Annotated in this window: 15 protein-coding genes and 1 pseudogene; 7 read left to right on the top strand and 9 right to left on the bottom strand. The window is 67.1% G+C overall.

The features are described from left to right. Positions 1-769 precede the first annotated feature (769 nt). Genes OG729_RS38575 through OG729_RS38585 form a run of 3 tightly spaced genes read left to right on the top strand, consistent with a single transcriptional unit; the run spans position 770 to position 3,680 of the window. Positions 770-2,002 (top strand): ABC transporter substrate-binding protein, encoded by a 1,233-nt coding sequence (locus OG729_RS38575; RefSeq protein ID WP_405810784.1) that lies wholly within the window; start codon positions 770-772, stop codon positions 2,000-2,002. Continuing rightward, positions 1,999-2,895 carry a nitrate ABC transporter permease gene (ntrB, locus tag OG729_RS38580; RefSeq protein WP_360874883.1) on the top strand — a complete coding sequence of 299 codons (897 nt, stop codon included), beginning with the start codon at positions 1,999-2,001 and terminating at the stop codon, positions 2,893-2,895. The genes OG729_RS38575 and ntrB overlap by 4 nt, the downstream gene beginning before the upstream one ends. After that, complete coding sequence (locus OG729_RS38585) at positions 2,892-3,680, top strand: ABC transporter ATP-binding protein (RefSeq protein ID WP_360874880.1); 789 nt, start codon at positions 2,892-2,894, stop codon at positions 3,678-3,680. The genes ntrB and OG729_RS38585 overlap by 4 nt, the downstream gene beginning before the upstream one ends. 369 nt (positions 3,681-4,049) lie before the next feature. Here OG729_RS38585 and OG729_RS38590 read toward each other — a convergent pair whose 3' ends face one another. Next, positions 4,050-4,538: an ATP-binding protein gene (locus OG729_RS38590; RefSeq protein ID WP_405810786.1), complete on the bottom strand. Its 489-nt coding sequence runs from the start codon at positions 4,536-4,538 to the stop codon at positions 4,050-4,052. Between the two features lie 280 nt (positions 4,539-4,818). Further along, on the bottom strand, positions 4,819-6,084 hold the full coding sequence (locus OG729_RS38595) for an ABC transporter substrate-binding protein (protein WP_405810787.1): 1,266 nt from the start codon (positions 6,082-6,084) through the stop codon (positions 4,819-4,821). A gap of 157 nt (positions 6,085-6,241) precedes the next feature. Between OG729_RS38595 and OG729_RS38600 the strand changes: the two genes are divergently transcribed. From OG729_RS38600 to OG729_RS38610, 3 genes are read left to right on the top strand one after another with little or no spacing between them, the layout of a single operon-like run. Then, positions 6,242-6,745 carry a PadR family transcriptional regulator gene (locus OG729_RS38600; RefSeq protein WP_360875688.1) on the top strand — a complete coding sequence of 168 codons (504 nt, stop codon included), beginning with the start codon at positions 6,242-6,244 and terminating at the stop codon, positions 6,743-6,745. Continuing rightward, positions 6,742-7,512: an ABC transporter ATP-binding protein gene (locus tag OG729_RS38605; protein WP_405810789.1), complete on the top strand. Its 771-nt coding sequence runs from the start codon at positions 6,742-6,744 to the stop codon at positions 7,510-7,512. Before OG729_RS38600 ends, OG729_RS38605 begins: the two co-directional genes overlap by 4 nt. Positions 7,513-7,515: 3 nt before the next feature. Next, positions 7,516-9,825: an FtsX-like permease family protein gene (locus OG729_RS38610; RefSeq protein WP_405810791.1), complete on the top strand. Its 2,310-nt coding sequence runs from the start codon at positions 7,516-7,518 to the stop codon at positions 9,823-9,825. A 174-nt stretch (positions 9,826-9,999) separates the two neighbouring features. On the opposite strand, the gene OG729_RS38615 is transcribed toward OG729_RS38610, so the two are convergent. From OG729_RS38615 to OG729_RS38640, 6 genes are all read right to left on the bottom strand, one after another. Next, positions 10,000-11,118, bottom strand: a complete 1,119-nt coding sequence (locus OG729_RS38615) for a PP2C family protein-serine/threonine phosphatase (protein ID WP_405810793.1) — start codon at positions 11,116-11,118, stop codon at positions 10,000-10,002. A gap of 334 nt (positions 11,119-11,452) precedes the next feature. Then, positions 11,453-11,692: a hypothetical protein gene (locus tag OG729_RS38620; protein ID WP_405810795.1), complete on the bottom strand. Its 240-nt coding sequence runs from the start codon at positions 11,690-11,692 to the stop codon at positions 11,453-11,455. Positions 11,693-11,821: 129 nt separating this feature from the next. After that, a complete protein-coding gene (locus tag OG729_RS38625) occupies positions 11,822-12,088 on the bottom strand; it encodes a hypothetical protein (RefSeq protein ID WP_405810797.1) in 267 nt (88 codons plus the stop codon). A gap of 20 nt (positions 12,089-12,108) precedes the next feature. Further along, positions 12,109-12,366, bottom strand: a complete 258-nt coding sequence (locus tag OG729_RS38630) for a hypothetical protein (protein ID WP_360875700.1) — start codon at positions 12,364-12,366, stop codon at positions 12,109-12,111. 736 nt (positions 12,367-13,102) lie between these two features. Continuing rightward, positions 13,103-13,555, bottom strand: a complete 453-nt coding sequence (locus OG729_RS38635; protein WP_405810799.1) for a Fur family transcriptional regulator — start codon at positions 13,553-13,555, stop codon at positions 13,103-13,105. Then, positions 13,552-14,178 carry an ATP-binding protein gene (locus tag OG729_RS38640; RefSeq protein WP_405810801.1) on the bottom strand — a complete coding sequence of 209 codons (627 nt, stop codon included), beginning with the start codon at positions 14,176-14,178 and terminating at the stop codon, positions 13,552-13,554. The genes OG729_RS38635 and OG729_RS38640 overlap by 4 nt, the downstream gene beginning before the upstream one ends. Before the next feature lie 343 nt (positions 14,179-14,521). On the opposite strand from OG729_RS38640, the pseudogene OG729_RS38645 reads away from it, so the two are divergent. Further along, a pseudogene (locus tag OG729_RS38645) lies at positions 14,522-14,581 on the top strand (hypothetical protein); the annotation flags it as partial. A 153-nt stretch (positions 14,582-14,734) separates the two neighbouring features. Here the strand turns inward: OG729_RS38645 and OG729_RS38650 are convergent. Continuing rightward, positions 14,735-15,643 carry a hypothetical protein gene (locus OG729_RS38650; protein ID WP_405810803.1) on the bottom strand — a complete coding sequence of 303 codons (909 nt, stop codon included), beginning with the start codon at positions 15,641-15,643 and terminating at the stop codon, positions 14,735-14,737. Between the last annotated feature and the right edge of the window lie 51 nt (positions 15,644-15,694).

Genomic DNA, 15,694 nt, shown 5'->3' on the forward strand with positions numbered 1-15,694 from the left:
GGCCGGAGGTGAAGGGACTGTCAAACGTGTGTGGCCTCCCGGGCTGATGCCTGCGGGGTGGTAGCAACAACCAATGCACAGTGCCCTGCTGTAGAGATAGTACGGGCAAGCGGAACATGTAGTTCTCGTCAAGTATGTATCTGAACTCCGCCTCAGCCTTCGGGGCATGCGCTGATGACGCGGCCTGCGGACCGCGAGGCGAGTTCGCGCGTGCTGCAAAGGCAGTTCCCAGACCACCTCGGCGGTCTGCCGGTTGTGCTGCCAATCGGCCAGGGCACGGACGAGGTCGGTGCCGTGTGCCTGCTGGCCACCCCCGCTCCCGGCCGACTCGGCGCGGCGCGTGCTGTCCCCGCCGCTGTTCGACAGGCGGTGCAAGGCAATGCCCAACACCACGGTTTGGGAGAACTACACGGAACCCACGTTTGGTGACGGTCCCGATGATGACGCTCCCGTCTCGACGGGCGCACTGTATTGGTGCAGGGTCCCCCGGAGAGCTGTTGCCGGGTATCAGGCCCGGGAGTCGCATCATGCTCTGTACCTCGGTACCGCGAGGAGCGCTGTGTGGCCGGCGGGGAGCGAGGAGGGGGCCGAGGCGGGGATCTGGGCGGCGCGGATGCAACTCCTCCCCGTACGGTCCATGACCCTCCAGACGAGTCGCGGTTCGTTTCGTTCACCTCACACAGCGTGCCCACGGGGCTGCGAGATGTGTGATTTACATCCTTGACATACGTGCAATTCCACCGTCGCCAGGCACCCATACCTTCTGGCCATGGAAAACAACCTCGGGCGTAGAGGCTTCCTCCGCCTCTCTGGAACAGCCGCCCTTACCGCCTCGCTCGGCAGCGCCCTCACCGCGTGTGGATCGGCCGACAAGAAGACCTCATCAGCCAAGCCCGGCCGTACCGTGCGACTTGGATTCATCGCGTTGACCGACTGTGCGCCCTTGGTGATGGCGAAGGAACTCGGGTACTTCGCCGAGCGTGACCTCAACGTCGAATTGATCAAGCAGGCCTCATGGCCCGCCACCCGGGACAACCTGCTCAACGGGCAGATCGATGCCGCACATGCCCTCTTCAGCCTCCCTCTGTCCGTTGCCTCGAAGATCGCGGGCAAGGGTTCCACCGATCTCAAGATCGCCATGGTGCTGAGCAACAACGGCCAGGCCATCACCCTCAAGAAGGACTTCGCCGACGCCGGCTATGCGGACCTGGGAGCCGCCCGGGCACTGCTGGAGAAGAAGTCGCCGACCCTGGCCATGACCTTCCCCGGCGGTACGCACGACACCTGGCTGCGCTACTGGCTCAAGGCCACCAAGGCCGATCTGTCGAAGGTCAAGATCGTTCCGATCCCGCCACCGCAGATGGTTGCCAACATGAAGGTCGGCAACATGGACGGCTACTGCGTCGGCGAGCCGTGGAACGCCGTCGCCGTCCAGCAGGGCATCGGCTTCACCCACATCACCACCCAGGACATCTGGCAGCACCACCCGGAGAAGGCCCTGGTCGCGGGCGCCAAGTTCGCCGACGAGAAGAAGGACGTCCTGGCCGATGTGATGGGGGCGGTCCTCAAGGCCGCCAAGTGGCTCGACGACTTGGACAACCGGAAAAAGGCGGCGACGACGATCGGGGCCGCGCAGTACGTCAAGGCACCGGCCAAGGACATCGAGGGCCGGCTGCTCGGCAGCTATGAGCTGGGGGCCGACCTGGGCACGAAGAAGTTCAGCGGCGACCAGATGATGTTCTTCCGCGACGGCCAGACCTCCGCGCCGCGGCGCGGGCACGCCATCTGGTTCCTGAGCCAGTACGAGCGCTTCGGGCTCCTCAAGGAGGCGCCGCCTTACACCAAGATCGCTGACGAGATCATCCTTCGCGACCTCTACGAGGAGGTCGCGGCCAAGGAGGGCATTGACGTCCCGGGAGACGACATGAGCCCGTTCCACGTGAAGCTCGACAACACGATGTTCGACCCGAAGAAGCCGACGGAGGAGGCGAAGCGGCTGTGACGAGCTCGCTGACGGATACGGACCAGGCGGAACCGGCTGTGGCGGACGCCCAGCCGGGGCGGCCCGGCCCCCCAGCCGCCCCCGGGTCGCCCACCAGCGGCGGCTGGGGGAGCCGGCTCGCCGAGCTGGGCCGCGGTATCGGATGGGCCGTGCTCGGTACCGCGATCATCGTGCTGCTCTGGCAGCTGGCCGCATTCCGTTCGACCGACGTCCCGGCCCCGCTCGACGGGGCACGGACGCTGATCGACCTGATGGCGGATCCGTTCTACGACAACGGCCCGAACGACAAGGGGGTCGGTCTCCAGCTGGCCACGTCGCTGCAGCGAGTGTTCACGGGCTTCGCTCTGGCCGCCGTGGTCGGGGTGCTGGCCGGCCTGCTCATCGGCGCGAGCCGACGGGCCTGGTTGGCATTCAACCCGGTTGTGCAGGTGCTGCGTCCCGTGTCGCCGCTGGCATGGTTCCCGATCTGGCTGGCCGTGTTCAAGGACGCCTCCCAGGCCTCGATATTCGTGATCTTCATTACCGCGCTCTGGCCCACGCTGATCAACACCGCGGCCGGCGCGGCGGAGATCCCTCAGGATCACCGCAACGTCGCGCGGGTCTTCCGCTTCGGTCGCATCGCCTACCTGAGGCATGTGCTCGTGCCGAACGCCCTGCCGTCGATCATCACTGGTCTGCGGCTGTCGATGGGCATCGCCTGGATGGTCATCGTGGCGGTCGAGATGCTCTCCGGCAATTCCGGGATCGGGTTCTTCGTGTGGGACTCGTACAACGCCGGCAACCTCAGCTCGGTCGTCGCCGCGATCGTGCTCATCGGTCTTGTCGGTCTGATCCTTGACGCGATCCTCGTACGGCTCTCGCGCAAGGTGGCCATCGAGGAGGTTCAGTCGTGACCGTCGAGATCCGCGGGGTGCACAAGTCGTTCCGCCGAAGGGGATCAGCCGCTCAGCATGTTCTGCGAGGGGTCGACCTGACCGTCGAGGAAGGGGAGTTCGTCTCCTTCATCGGCCACTCGGGCTGCGGCAAGTCGACGCTGCTCAACCTGGTCGGCGGGCTTGACCGCCAGGATGCGGGTGAGATCGTCGTGGACGGTCAGGCCGTCACGGGGCCGGGTCCGGAACGGGCGATGGTCTTCCAGAACTACTCACTGCTGCCCCGGCTGAGCCTTCTCGCCAATGTGCGCGAGGCCGTCCGCGCGGCACGGCCGGACTGGTCTCGGACAAAGGCCGACGACATGGTCGAGCGATATCTGACCGCCGTCGGGCTGTGGGAGCACCGCGACAAGCGCCCAGGTCAGGTGTCGGGCGGCATGGCTCAGCGCGCCGCGGTCGCCAGGGCGTTCGCAGTGGGACCCCGCACCCTGCTCCTGGACGAGCCGTTCGGCGCGCTGGACGCGCTCACCCGCTCGCGATTGCAGCAACAACTCGTCGAGCTGTGGGGCAACGAGTCGGAAACCGAGAAGGTGCTCATGGTCACGCACGGACTCGATGAGGCGATTCTGCTCGCCGACCGGATCGTGGTCATGTCCAACCCGCCGCAGCCGTCGGTGCGCACGATCATCCCGGTGCCGATCCCGCGTCCCCGGGACCGCGCGACGATCACCAGCCACCCGGCATACGCCGGTACCCAGGAGCAGTTGGCCGACCTGCTGCTCGCCGACCAGGCGGCGGCCGCGTAGCCCGGCGGTCCCGGGGTCGATACAAGTCTGCCGAGCGATCGATTGGGGTGAGGTGGCTGCGGGTGGTGGTCTCGGCCCCTCCACGCCGAGACCACCGCCCGCAGTCACCTCGCTCTTGTCCGGTTCAGGCCGCCGGAGCGCAGCTCGCTGTGACTCTCCGGGACGATCGGAGCACTGTTTGCGCAGTCGGGATCAGCTGGCGCGAGAAGCGGGCCGTGGTCATGGCGCGGCATTGCTGCGCAGTGCCTCCTGTCGCGGACGGTCTGCCCGCGGCATCCTTCGCACCTCTACCACGTCAGTGTGTAGCGGCCCGTGGCGCAGGGCCGGCCGTCGAGGGAGTGGACACGCCCGAGGCTGAGAAGAGGTGGGTCACAGGGGCAGCGAGACTCGCACGGCCTTGCCTCGTCGATCAGGGTCGGAGCGGACTTCGAGGGTGCCGTCGACCTCGGCAGCAAGGTCGTGGACCAGGCGTAGGCCCCGCCCGCCGATGGCATCGGGGTGCGAGGGGGGCAGCACACGGGGGAGGCCCGGGTCGCGGTCGTGGACGGCAATCGTCAGAGAGTGGTCGTCGGTCACCAGCGTGAGCTCGGCACGAGGGGACGACGGGGCGGCGTGCTTGACGGTGTTGGCCACCAGTTCGGTGATGATCAGCAGTGCTCGGTCGAGGCAGTCCTCCTCCATACCCGGAGTGCCCCCTACGAGGATGGCTTTGGCCGCGCGACGGGTAGCGGGGACCGAATGCGCGTCGGTGCGGAAAGTCATTTCGTAGCGGAACTGTGGGGCGCTCAGGGTCTGCATCAGGGCCTCGGGCGCCACCACACCATCTGCGCGGCCACTTTGAACCTGGGTTGTATACATTTCCCGTGACCGTCCTGACTTGTGTCGGACTGGAGTGATGGATTGCGATCGACCTGTTGTCCCGCAGGAGGAGCGAGGCTGCGGCCGTGGGGCGTCGGCGGTGGAGGGGCACCTCTTTCGCCGAGAACTGGAGTTATGCATACATGTTAAGTAGGGGTGTGGGGGGTGTGTCAATGGCTTCACGGGAAGGATCAAGATGTTATGTCCGGCAATGTCGGGCACTATGGGCCCGCGCTGCCGACGGGGAGGCGTGCGTCGGCCGGAGCCCTCAGTGGGGGGCTCAGTCATTGCGAACGATGGCCTGCAGCTCTCGTGCCAGGCGGGCGACGGCTTCATCGGAGGTCTGCCGACCTGCAAGGGCATCGTGTGCGACTGCCTGGACAGCCAGACTCACCTGCTCGTAGCGCGGGCTCTTGGGGCGAGGTTTGGCTGTCAGGATGCTCTGCTTGAGCGTCGGCAGGTAGGGGAACCTGCGCACCAAGGCGGGGTCTGAGTACAGGGCCGCCCGTACGGGTGGCAGTGACCCTTGGGTGAGTACCTGGCGCTGGACGCGCTCGCTGGTGAGGTAGGCGATCAGCTCGGTTGCCGACTTCCGATGCGGTGAGTCGGCGTTGATGGCGAGGTTGGAGCCTCCGAGGATGCTCGAACCTTGGCCGTTCGGTCCGGGTAGCGGGACGGCGCCGACCTTCCCGGCGATCTCGGAGCCCTTCTCGTTGGCCAGGTCAAACACATATGGCCAGTTGCGCAGAAAGAGCAGGTCGCCGTTCTGGAAGGCGCGCCGGGATTCTTCTTCCTTGAAGGTCAGGGCGTGCCTGGGTATCCAGCCGTCGCGAACGCCGCGGGCGAGGAAGTCCAGGCCCTCACGGGCGGCGGGGGAATCGACGGTGACCCGTGTCCCCTCGTCGCTCAGGATCTGGCCACCGGCAGACTGGATGACCTCGGCGATGTTGACGGTGAGCCCTTCATAAGGAAGGTATTGGCCGGCATAGCCGTCGAGGCCGTATTTCGGGGCGATCGACTTCGCCTGACTCTCGAGTTCGCGCCAGGTGCGTGGCGGCTGCCGGCCCTCTCGCTGGAGTAGATCCTTGCGGTAGTAGAGCAGTCCCGCGTTGGTGACGTAGGGGACGGCGTAGAGCTCCCCCTGGAAGGTGGCGGTGTCCACAACGGGAGGCAGAAAATCGTCGAGCGGGAACCGTTCGGCGTCGAGCGGGGTGATCCAGCCGGCGGCGGCGAATTCCGAGGTCCACGTGACGTCGATGTTGAGCACGTCGAAACGGCCGCTGCCCGAACGCAAGCCGGTTGCCATTTGTGCGCGAACCTCGTCCGCGGCTTCCGGCAGCTCGATGACCTTCACCTTCTCGGCAGGGTGCGAGCGGTTCCACTCGCTCAGCACGTTGCGCAGGTAATCTGTCAGGTCACCGCCAGTCACGAACGTCATCGGACCGGTCTCGGCGGGCCGTTGCGCGCTGCCGCCATCCCCGGTGCAGCCTGCGAGGAGTAGGGCTCCGACGATGAGCCCTCCAGCAGCGGCTCGCGCCCACCGCATAGATGCCTCCTTCGTGTGGCGCGTTCGTCGCTCTCGCGGCGTATGCTCTATGCATACCTGTTAGCCATTACGGATACCAGAGCTGGCAGAAAAAGGAAGCAAAGCCGGAGGAAGTCAAAATCGCCTCCGCAATCCGCGGCGAGGGGAAAGATGCAGAGTGCGTCTCGCCCTGCTGGTGCTCTTGTGCAAGGGGCCGGCTCATGGATATGAGCTCAAGCAAGCTCTTGAGCAGCTCATGGGTGCAGCTTACTCTCAGCCCAACATCGGACAGATTTATGTCACTCTCAGTCGTCTGGAGAACGCGGGTCTGATCCAGGGGGAGGAAGTCGCTCAGTCCAGTCGGCCGAACAAGCGCATCTACGAGCTCACCGAAGCCGGGCGGGAGGCCGTGGCTGACTGGTTTGAGGAGCCGGCCGAGTCGAAGGTGCGGGACGACTTCTTCATGAAGCTCGCGCTCGCCCGCGAGACGGGGGCGGCCGACCAGATCGGGCTGATCAACAAGCAGCGTCGCTACTGCCTGAATGCCATGCGTGACCTGTCCAGGCTCGCGGCCTCGGAAGACCGTGACAAGCGAGTCTCGCAATTGCTGATCGAGGGTGCGATGCTGCACCTACAGGCTGACCTCGACTGGCTGGAACGCTGTCAGGAGGAGCTGGAATGAGCCGCGACGTTTCGTCTGCTGCCGCTGTTCCTCAGCCGATGGTGAAGGCGCAGGGTCTGGTCAAGACGTACCGGGCGGAAGGCGCCGAGGCGCGAGCCGTGCGTGGCGTCGATCTGTATGTGGAGCCAGGCGAATTCGTTGCCGTCACCGGGCCCTCTGGCGCGGGTAAGTCCACGCTGCTGCATTTGCTGGGTGGCTTGGACCGCCCGGACAGCGGGAAAATCTGGCTGGACGGCCGGCAGGTCGACTCGCTGAGCGAGGCTCGCTGGGCAGTGCTGCGCCGACGCAGTATCGGCATCGTCTTCCAGTTCTTCAACCTGATCTCCAACATGACCGTGGCCGACAACATCGAACTCCCGGCACTGCTGGCCGGCAAGAGTCCACGGCAAGCGAGGGCGAGCTGTGAGGAGCTGCTCGCCGAGCTGAACCTGGAGAGCAAGATGCGCAGCATGCCCGGTGAGCTGTCTGGAGGCGAGCAGCAGCGGGTGGCGCTGGCTCGTGCCCTGGTCAACCACCCGCGCCTGCTCCTCGCCGACGAGCCGACCGGCAGCCTGGACAGCAAGGGAGGCCGCGACGTCCTGCGATTGCTCACCCGCTTCCATCAGCGCGGCCAAACCATCCTGTTGGTCACCCACGACGCGAGGGCTGCCAGCACGGCGGACCGAGTGATCTGCTTCTTCGACGGCCAAGTGGTCGACGACGCGGTCCTCGGCGGGCCTGAGCATGTGCCGAGCAGTGTCGCCGACATCCTGAGAATCAAGGGTTGACCGATGCGGGCCACCGTGCGCTGGGCGCACGCCGACCTTCGGGCCAACCGCGGCGAGGCATTGTTCATCGTCCTGGCTACCGCAGGGATCATCGCCTCCCTGCTGCTGGCGGGCGCGCTCCTGCAATATGCGGCCAACCCGTGGCAGCGCATCTTCACCGAGTCCTCCGGCGCACACGTATGGATCCATACCCGAGCAAACGAGCGCACCGAGAAGCTGACTGACATCGATGGCGTCGCAGCCTTCTCCGGGCCCTTCCCGACTGCCCCGGCCACCGCCGAAATCCGCGGCACGAGGGTGTCACTGGAGCTGCGCGGTGCCGAAACGGAACCCCCCAAGGCGGCTCGCCCACTGGTTGACTCCGGACACTGGCTGGAAGCCGGCGTCCCCAATGGCATCGTGCTCGAGCGGTCGGCCGCCGACGCGCTGTGGGCCAAGCCCGGCGACACTCTGCGAGTCCGTGGCAGCGACGGCAGGTTTACCACTCTTCGGGTCGTGGGGCTGGCGGACACCGCAGAACCGCGCTTCGTGCGTGGGGTGAGGGCCGGCGTTGCCTGGCTGCTGCCCTCACAACTTCACCGGGTCGAACCCGACACCCATCGTGTCGGGCAGACGGTCGGACTCCGGCTGGCCGATCCCCAGGACACCGATTTCGCCGCGCAGCAGGCGGTTACGTTGATCGGTGCCGACCAGGTTGCAGGGGTCTCCACATGGGAGGAGGCGAGGTCCGAAGCCGAGGGCGACAACCGCCTTCTGGGATTGCTGCTTGGCTCCTTCGGTCTGGGGGCATTGCTGGCTGCCGCTCTCGCGGTGACCGGAGCAATCAGTACCCGCGTTCGCGGCCATCTGCGGGACATCTCCGTCCTGAAAGCCATCGGGTTCACGCCCGGTCAGGTCGTACGCGCATTCTTGGTCGAGCACGCGGCCTTCGCACTCATCGGCGTTGCCTTCGGGGCGATTGTCACGGAGACGCTGGGCCCCCGGATTCCCGGACGCATCGGGGACGCGATGGTGCTGTGGCGCGAACTACCCCAGCACGCCTGGGCACTTCTTGCCACGTCACTCGGGGCGGTTCTCGTCATCGCAACAGCTACTGGGCTGGCTGCCTGGCGTGCCGGCCGCGTTTCCCCTATTCCCGTCGCCCGAGGAGCCATCAAGAGCGGCCGCCGACTGTCCAGAACTGCCAGATTCGCTCTGCGGCTGAGGACGCCGCCCGCACTCGTGCTCGGCTGGCGCGGGGCTTTCCACCGCCCGGCGCGCGCCGCAGCGGCCGTGGGACGGCTCGCGCTCCCGCTGCTGATGATCACGATCGCCCTGGGGGCCTGGTCGACCCTGGACCGCTTCGAAAGCCGGCCTGAGGACGTGGGACTTGCCGCAGAACTTCGCGCCAAACCGGAGGGCATCGACGACGCGACGGCCCGCAGGCTGCTGTCCGATCAACCGGGCGTCGCCGCGGCCCACCCGGGTGTCGAAGTTGCGGCGCTGGTCCCTGGCCAGACCAGGACGATCACGCTCCGCGGCCTGGGCACCCCGGAGCACCCCTACCCCTTCACCGTCGCAGAGGGCCGCACCATCAAGAACTCGGACGAAGCAGTGGCGGGCCAGGGGCTTCTTGACCTCATGGGAGCGAAGGTCGGTGACTGGGTCCGAATGACCGTCGGAAGCAGCCCGCAAGTCCTCCACATCGTAGGCCGCAGTATCGAGCCACAGGACGGCGGCCGAGTGATCTCCACGACCGTCGACACGCTTCGCGAGGGGGACGCCTCGCTGCGGCCCGAGTTCTACAACGTGGTCCTGACGCGTGCGGCTGATCCCGATACCGTGAGTACCGCCCTGGCCGAGTCCTCCCACGGAGGTCTCGAGGTCCGGAAGAACACCAACCCCGCCGACCAACTCTCCGCCGCCCGCGGGGTGATCATCGGACTCGTCGGAGTGCTCGCCTTCATCGGTCTGGCTGAACTGTCCACCGTCATCGCCGCCGGACTTCGCGAACATGGCCGCGACCTTCTCGCCCTCAAAGCCATCGGGCTCACCCCTCGCCAGATCACCGCAGTGATTGTCACAAGCACGGGGTTCATCGCTGCGGCGGCAGCCCTGACAGGAACCATCCTGGGCGTGCTTGCGTCGACTTGGCTGATCGACCTGCAGGGGCGATCGAGCGGGCTCGGCGCGGGCGTTGCCCAGCCTCCTTCCCCGGGAGTACTGCTCCTGCTCGGCGGAGCCGCCGTCGCCGGGGCGATCGCGGTCTCAACTCTGCCAGCCATGCGGGCGTCCCGACGCAGGCTGGCGGACACGCTCAGCGATGTTATGTGAGCGTGTGCACCATGACTGCAGCAGCGCCTGCGCCAGCTCCAGGTGCCCCATCGGCTGGGGCGAGTATGACCCGGACCGTTGGATGGCCGGGCGCGGCCCATAGGCGTCGGCGCGGGGGCGGGCCCCTGGCAAAGGCGAATGGAGCGCCAGCTCCCTCCCACGGGTTCCAGCCACCTACCCGGGGTGCTCCTGGGCCCGGGTGTTCGGGCACCGCACGGAGAGGGCCGCGATGTCGTCGTCGAGCCTTCCACCGCTGTAGTGGAGCAGGTCCCGGTGAAGCCGGTCGAGCAGCTCGCGGGGCGACGCCGGGCCTTGCCGCCGCATCCAGTCCGGCAGCGGGAAGAACTCGCCGGTGCGGTCCCGGGTCTCCGTTACGCCGTCGGTGTAGAGCAGCAGCTGGTCGCCCGGGGCGACGGCGACGGTGTCGACGCAGTAGCGGTCTCCGATGAGCGTCGCGAGGTTGAGGGGCGGCGAGGGAGCGGTGGGCTCCAGGACGTGGATCTCCGCGCGGTGCACGAGCAGCGGCGGGGGGTGCCCGCAGTTGAGAAGTCTGACCTGGCCGCCGCCGTGCGCGATCTCGGCGATAAGAGCGGTGGCAAAGCGCTCCGGCAGGTCCTGGGAGGGGAACGCGGCGCTGTGGCGGGTCATGCTGGTCTCCAGGCGATGGACGATGCCCCTCAGGTCGGGCTCGTCGTACGCGGCTTCCCTGAAGCAGCTGATCACCGCCGCGGCCGCTCCCACCGCGGGCAGGCCCTTGCCGCGTACGTCGCCGATGAGCAGCCGGACCCCGTACGGTGTGTCGGCCGCCTCATAGAAGTCCCCGCCGATCCTGGCCTGCTCTTGGGCCGCAAGATACAGCGACTCGATCTCGATGTCCGCGACGAGGTGCGGCAGGGGGCGCAGCAGCACCTTCTGGGCCGCGTCGGCTACGAGTCGGACGTGGAAGAGTGTCTCCTCGCGCTGGAGTCGGACATGGCTTGCGTATGCGGCCGCCAAGGTGACCGCGACGATCGCAGCCGACGTGTATGGCGTCCCCAGGTCGGTGTAGGCGAAGCTGAGGCCGATCATGACCAGCAGGCAGAACGTCCCCAGCAGGATCGTCGGGAGCACGGGCCACATCGCGGCGGCGAGGGCGGGTGCGGCGGGCAGGAGGCGGCTGATGGCGATGTCCCTCGGTGTGGCGAACGCCAAGCCGGCGATGAGGACGGTAACGATCACCGGGGACAGCAGGGCAGCTTCCCACCGGCCGCCGTGGGGAGGACGACGGCGCCGCAGCCGCCCGGGCGTGATCACAAAATGCATCATATCGGGGCGAAGCGGGCCTTTCTGTACTCCGAGGTCCGAGCGGCTGGGCTTCGACGTCTGCGTTGCGCTTCTCGGCGAATCGGTCCGCAGGGGATCGCGTACGGCCACCCTCCGTCGGCCCTCTTTGCGGGGATGCACCCGAAGCTCCTCAAGGGCCGTCCCTCGCCGCGTCTGTCCTCTCGACGCCGTGTGACGAAGAAGCTCTCCACGCTCGGCAGAGCAGAACGTGAGCGGGTTGCAGGCCGCTCCGACGAGTGATCCAAACGCCTTCGACGTGGTCAGTCAAGGATCAGGATCCGGCGCTGCATCTCGGTGATCTCGTTCATGCCACCTCCGTTTTGCCGCGCGCACGGGCGTGGTGCCGCAGCTTCACGCGGGCCGTCGGCGATCGGCCCGCCTCGGTCCAGAACCGGTGACCGGCCAGTCGGCACGACAGCAGAATCAGGCGGCGCCGGAGCGCCGTTGTGCCGGCCGCGGGGGAGCGGCGGGCGAGCTCTTCGTATGTGCGGAGCCAGTCGCTCTGCATCTGCACCAGGTCGTCAGGGAAGCCGTTTCGTGCCATGCCTCGATTAGAGCACGTGTTCGATTTTCGGTGCATGGGGAGACGCGCCGCGGGATGCGCCTTGATGTGACTGAGCGTTCTAGTTGGCCACTGAGCGTTGTAGTTGCCCAGCCGAGCGATCGGCTTCCGTCAGGCCCCTTCGTGAGAGGTGCGGGCGACGCCGGCGCAGGCCAGCACCGTCGTGGCGGTGGCGTTGAGAAAGAGTGTGAACGTCCATACCCGATCCGCCGTCCTGATCGAGCCGCTGCGAAGAAGTTCGCCTCCTGCGGCTTCGAGGATGCCGACCGTCTCATCGAGGCCGAGGGTCACCTGCCCGTGCCTTTGTGTGACCCGGCTGCGGATCCGGTAGGTGTGGAAGTGCCGGTTGGCGCTCGGACCAACGACCGGCTGATCCAAACGAACTTGCATCGCGGTTGTCAGGTGTCGTCGGGTTCCAGCTCGAACGTGAAATAGATGCTCAGCGTGTACGGCTCGTCCTCGTCGTGCGCGAAATCCCATGAAACATCTACCAGGAAGACTTTGTGTTTCCCCACCCACTCATGGGCTTGCCTAAAGGCTTCCGCGGCAGTTGTGGCGGGGAACAGCTTCCTGGCCATGGGATGCACCTGAGACTCAGCGTCTGTGTCGTCGAAACCCTCCGGAACGTCCAGGCAGAGATTGGGATCGAGCTCCATGGAGTGCGCCCTTTCCAACGGTTACCGGTTACGAGTCGACAGAGGCTGATCCTCTGATTGCGACGCCCCGTAAGACCGCCGCATACCCGGAAGGGTTGCTTTTGGCGGCCACGCGGCGAGGCGGGCCTCTCGCCGTCGGCCTGCTGACCAGAATTTCGGGGTGCCGCAGGTGGCACCGGCGGCACCCCGAGAGGTGAGGAGCGCCTCAGGAGTCGGCTCCGCCGAGCGCGCCCCTGTCGATCCACGACCATCCGCCCCATACGCTGTGGTCACCGGTGTGGTAGTAGTGCCACGCGCGGGACATGCCCACCTTGCCGTCAAACGGGCGGTACTTGGTGCCCAGCGTCAGGACGTGGCGTGGCTGGGCCGGCGCACCCCTCGGGGGAGACTTTGAGGATCGTCGAGAGCAGGTGGCGGTCAACGAACCCCACGTCGCGGCGTGGGCCCGCACCGTCTCCGTTGCCCTCGTCGTCGACACGTGCGCATGCCGCCCACAAGGTCCGACCAGCCGCCAAAGCATCAGAGCGGCCGAGATGCCGACGGCCCGTCGGGCGCGCTGATCAGAGCTGATCAGAGTCGCGGCGCCCAGCGTCACGACCAGGAGGGACGGTGGCCAAAGCAACCGGGCCGCGGTCCGCCGTCCGGCCGGCGGCGAACCGCTTCCACCGCACGGTCAGGTCATTGCCAAGGTCGAGGCGCTGGTCGGTGCGAGCGGAATCGTCCGGCGCCATCAGGACTACCGGGCGGTGGCCCGGCAGTCGGGGCACAAGCCCCAGAAGGTCACGGCGGCTTCCTGGGTGTCGTATTCCTTCGGCAACTGTGGCTCCATGCAGGGAGCCGCACCCACCGTGCACTCGACGTCTCGGATGGCGCCGCAATGACGGCACACGAAGTGGTGGTGGTTGTCGTGGCGCTCGGTCTCGTAGCGAGCCGAGTGGCCGGGGATCTGCGTGCACCGGACCAGACCGGCGTCCGTGAGGGCGCGCAATACGTTGTAGGTGGCCTGGAGGGACAAGCGGCCCGTGACCTGCTGGGCGCGCTCGCGCAGGGTGTCGGCGTCGAGGTGGCCGGGCGACTCGCTGACAGCCATCAGCATGGCCATACGCTGGGCGGTGACCCGCATGCCTGCTGTGCGCAGCAGTTCCGCGGCCAGCGCCATGGGTTCCTGGCCGGTCGTCGGGGCCGTCATGCCGCCTCGATCCTCGGGTCGTCCTTCAGGGTGTCGAGGCCGTCCAGGCCGCTCTCGCCTCTCCATCGTGCGTTCTGCCCGTCCAAGCAGTCCATTCCGTCCAGGTCGGGTGTGTCCGCGACGAAGGAGAGCTCGAACCACACGCTTTTCCCCATGGGGCTGTGCTCATAGCCCCACCGTGCGGCCAGCATGTCCACGAGTGCCAGTCCTCGGCCGCCCTCATCCTCGGGGCCGGCGTCGGTCGGGCGGGGAGGTTTCGAAGAGCCGTCACTGACCTGACAGCGCACACCGGACACCTGTTCGAGAATGAGGTGTAGCGGGCCCGTGGCATGACGCAGCGCGTTGCACACCAGCTCGCTCACGAGCAGTTCGGCTGTCGGGACGAGCTCGCCGACACCCCATAGGGTCAGTACGTCACGTATCGCTGTCCTCGCCAGGCCGCACGCGGTCGGCGACCACGGCAGAGGCCAGGACCCGCCCATGAATGATGTCTCGTAGCCGGCGGTGAGGGGCGCGTCGAGAGCAGCGGGGCGTGCGGGCAGAGCGGACCGCTGAGGGCCAGGGGTAGCCGCGACGGCGATCGTTTCGCCCGGGCGGGGTGCTCGGGTGACTGTGCGGTCCATGGGGGTGCTTTCGGGGGGCGGTTGCAATCTCTCTTTCGACCGTACGCCTTTTCTGGAGTCGGTCAAGTCTATGGAGCGCATCATTTTTCATGAATAGTCCAAGTTACTGGAGAGGGGATCGTGTGCGCTGTTCGGCCGCCTCCAATGAGGCCGAGCTGCGCTTCCCCCGGCGAACGCGTCGTCGACCAACCGATCGGTGCGACTCCGGACCGAACCGGCAACTCGGACCGACTTTCGAACTGGAGCGGCGGCTCACCCTCCCACCTGCGCAACCACACACAGTCCAGTCCCGTCCGCTGCACGCTGAACACCGCCGACGACGGCTACGAGGGGACGGCGCCCAGTGAAGTCCATCCGGCCCAACGGTTATGGCCGCTGCAACGTGGTCGGCAACGTATGGGAGTGGTGCGCCGACTGGTTCACGTCGCAGACGTCGCGGGTGATGGGCGGGCCGGTCAGTCGGGCTCGTTCAGTCTCAGGCCGGTTCGGTGAGGAGGCCTGCGGGCTGACGGTTCCTCACGGGTGCAGCGGCTCATCCGCACCCGTGAGGCCCCGCTCAACTCCGTGTGAATCGGTACGTTTTGCTGTCCGTGGCCACGCAGAAGCCGGGCGAGAGCACGATCACTCGCAGTGTGCTCGTCCGCCGGTCGTAGTCGATGCCCTCCGCCTCGAAGCTGCCCGAGCACGAGCTGCGCAGCGGGAGCTGGCGCAGGGCGGTCACGTGGCCCCGGACGTCCGCCGAGCCGTTCGGCTCACCGGACAGGTCCACCTGGAGCAGCGGCTTGGTCATGCCGAAGAGCGTGCCCGCCGGGTCGTCCGACGAGCACAGGAGCGTCGTCGGGGTGGAGAAGTCGCAGCCCTGGATGTCGCGTACGGGACGGTCGAGCACGACCGTCGAGGCCTGCGGCAGGTTCGCCGACGGGGAGGTGCCGGAGTTGACTGAGGGCGTGGGGTAGACGATGAAACGGCTCATGGTGCCCCACTCGCCGCCCACCATGAACTGCCCGTTCGGGTTGATGGCGACCCACGAGTTGTTCAGCGCCTCGCCCGCGCTGAGCTGGTGGACGTACTCCGACCAGGCACCGCCGGGTGCCTGGACACGGAACATCTTGGAGCTGCCGGAGTCCCGCTGGTAGGGCTCGATGTAGTAGCCGTTGAACGAGGCGTCGGGGTCGCCGACGTGGTTCCAGCCGCGGTTGCTGACGCTGGAGGGGATCGTGCCGACTCCCGTGTAGCGGTTGGGACTTCCCGCAGGGACCTCGACCGAGGTCAGGCCCTGGCTCTCCGTCAGTGGGTTCGCGCGGTCCGAGCCGACCTCCGTCCAGGTGTCAGCCGCCGATGCGGGCGCCGTGCTCAGCGCCGCGGCGGCAACAGCCGCGACCAGAGCGGTGAGGGCGGTGCGGGCTGTGCCAATGGGACGGACAGTGGGGGCGGTTCGGGCGGCTTGACAACGTTGCCCTCTCATGTGGGGGCTCCTTGGCTTCGTCGAACTGTGGGGGTCGGCGCACAGTCTGCT

The sequence above is a fragment of the Streptomyces sp. NBC_00210 genome, assembly GCF_045160975.1.
Classification (GTDB): Bacteria; Actinomycetota; Actinomycetes; order Streptomycetales; family Streptomycetaceae; genus Streptomyces.

What these genes read in the sequence shown, in the direction of transcription:
- OG729_RS38575 (WP_405810784.1), top strand. Translation starts at nt 770, where the DNA reads ATGGAAAACAACCTCGGGCGTAGAGGCTTCCTCCGCCTCTCTGGAACA.
- OG729_RS38590 (WP_405810786.1), bottom strand. Translation starts at nt 4,538, where the DNA reads ATGTATACAACCCAGGTTCAAAGTGGCCGCGCAGATGGTGTGGTGGCG.
- OG729_RS38595 (WP_405810787.1), bottom strand. Translation starts at nt 6,084, where the DNA reads ATGCGGTGGGCGCGAGCCGCTGCTGGAGGGCTCATCGTCGGAGCCCTA.
- OG729_RS38605 (WP_405810789.1), top strand. Translation starts at nt 6,742, where the DNA reads ATGAGCCGCGACGTTTCGTCTGCTGCCGCTGTTCCTCAGCCGATGGTG.
- OG729_RS38610 (WP_405810791.1), top strand. Translation starts at nt 7,516, where the DNA reads ATGCGGGCCACCGTGCGCTGGGCGCACGCCGACCTTCGGGCCAACCGC.
- OG729_RS38620 (WP_405810795.1), bottom strand. Translation starts at nt 11,692, where the DNA reads ATGGCACGAAACGGCTTCCCTGACGACCTGGTGCAGATGCAGAGCGAC.
- OG729_RS38630 (WP_360875700.1), bottom strand. Translation starts at nt 12,366, where the DNA reads ATGGAGCTCGATCCCAATCTCTGCCTGGACGTTCCGGAGGGTTTCGAC.
- OG729_RS38635 (WP_405810799.1), bottom strand. Translation starts at nt 13,555, where the DNA reads ATGACGGCCCCGACGACCGGCCAGGAACCCATGGCGCTGGCCGCGGAA.
- OG729_RS38640 (WP_405810801.1), bottom strand. Translation starts at nt 14,178, where the DNA reads ATGGACCGCACAGTCACCCGAGCACCCCGCCCGGGCGAAACGATCGCC.
- OG729_RS38650 (WP_405810803.1), bottom strand. Translation starts at nt 15,643, where the DNA reads ATGAGAGGGCAACGTTGTCAAGCCGCCCGAACCGCCCCCACTGTCCGT.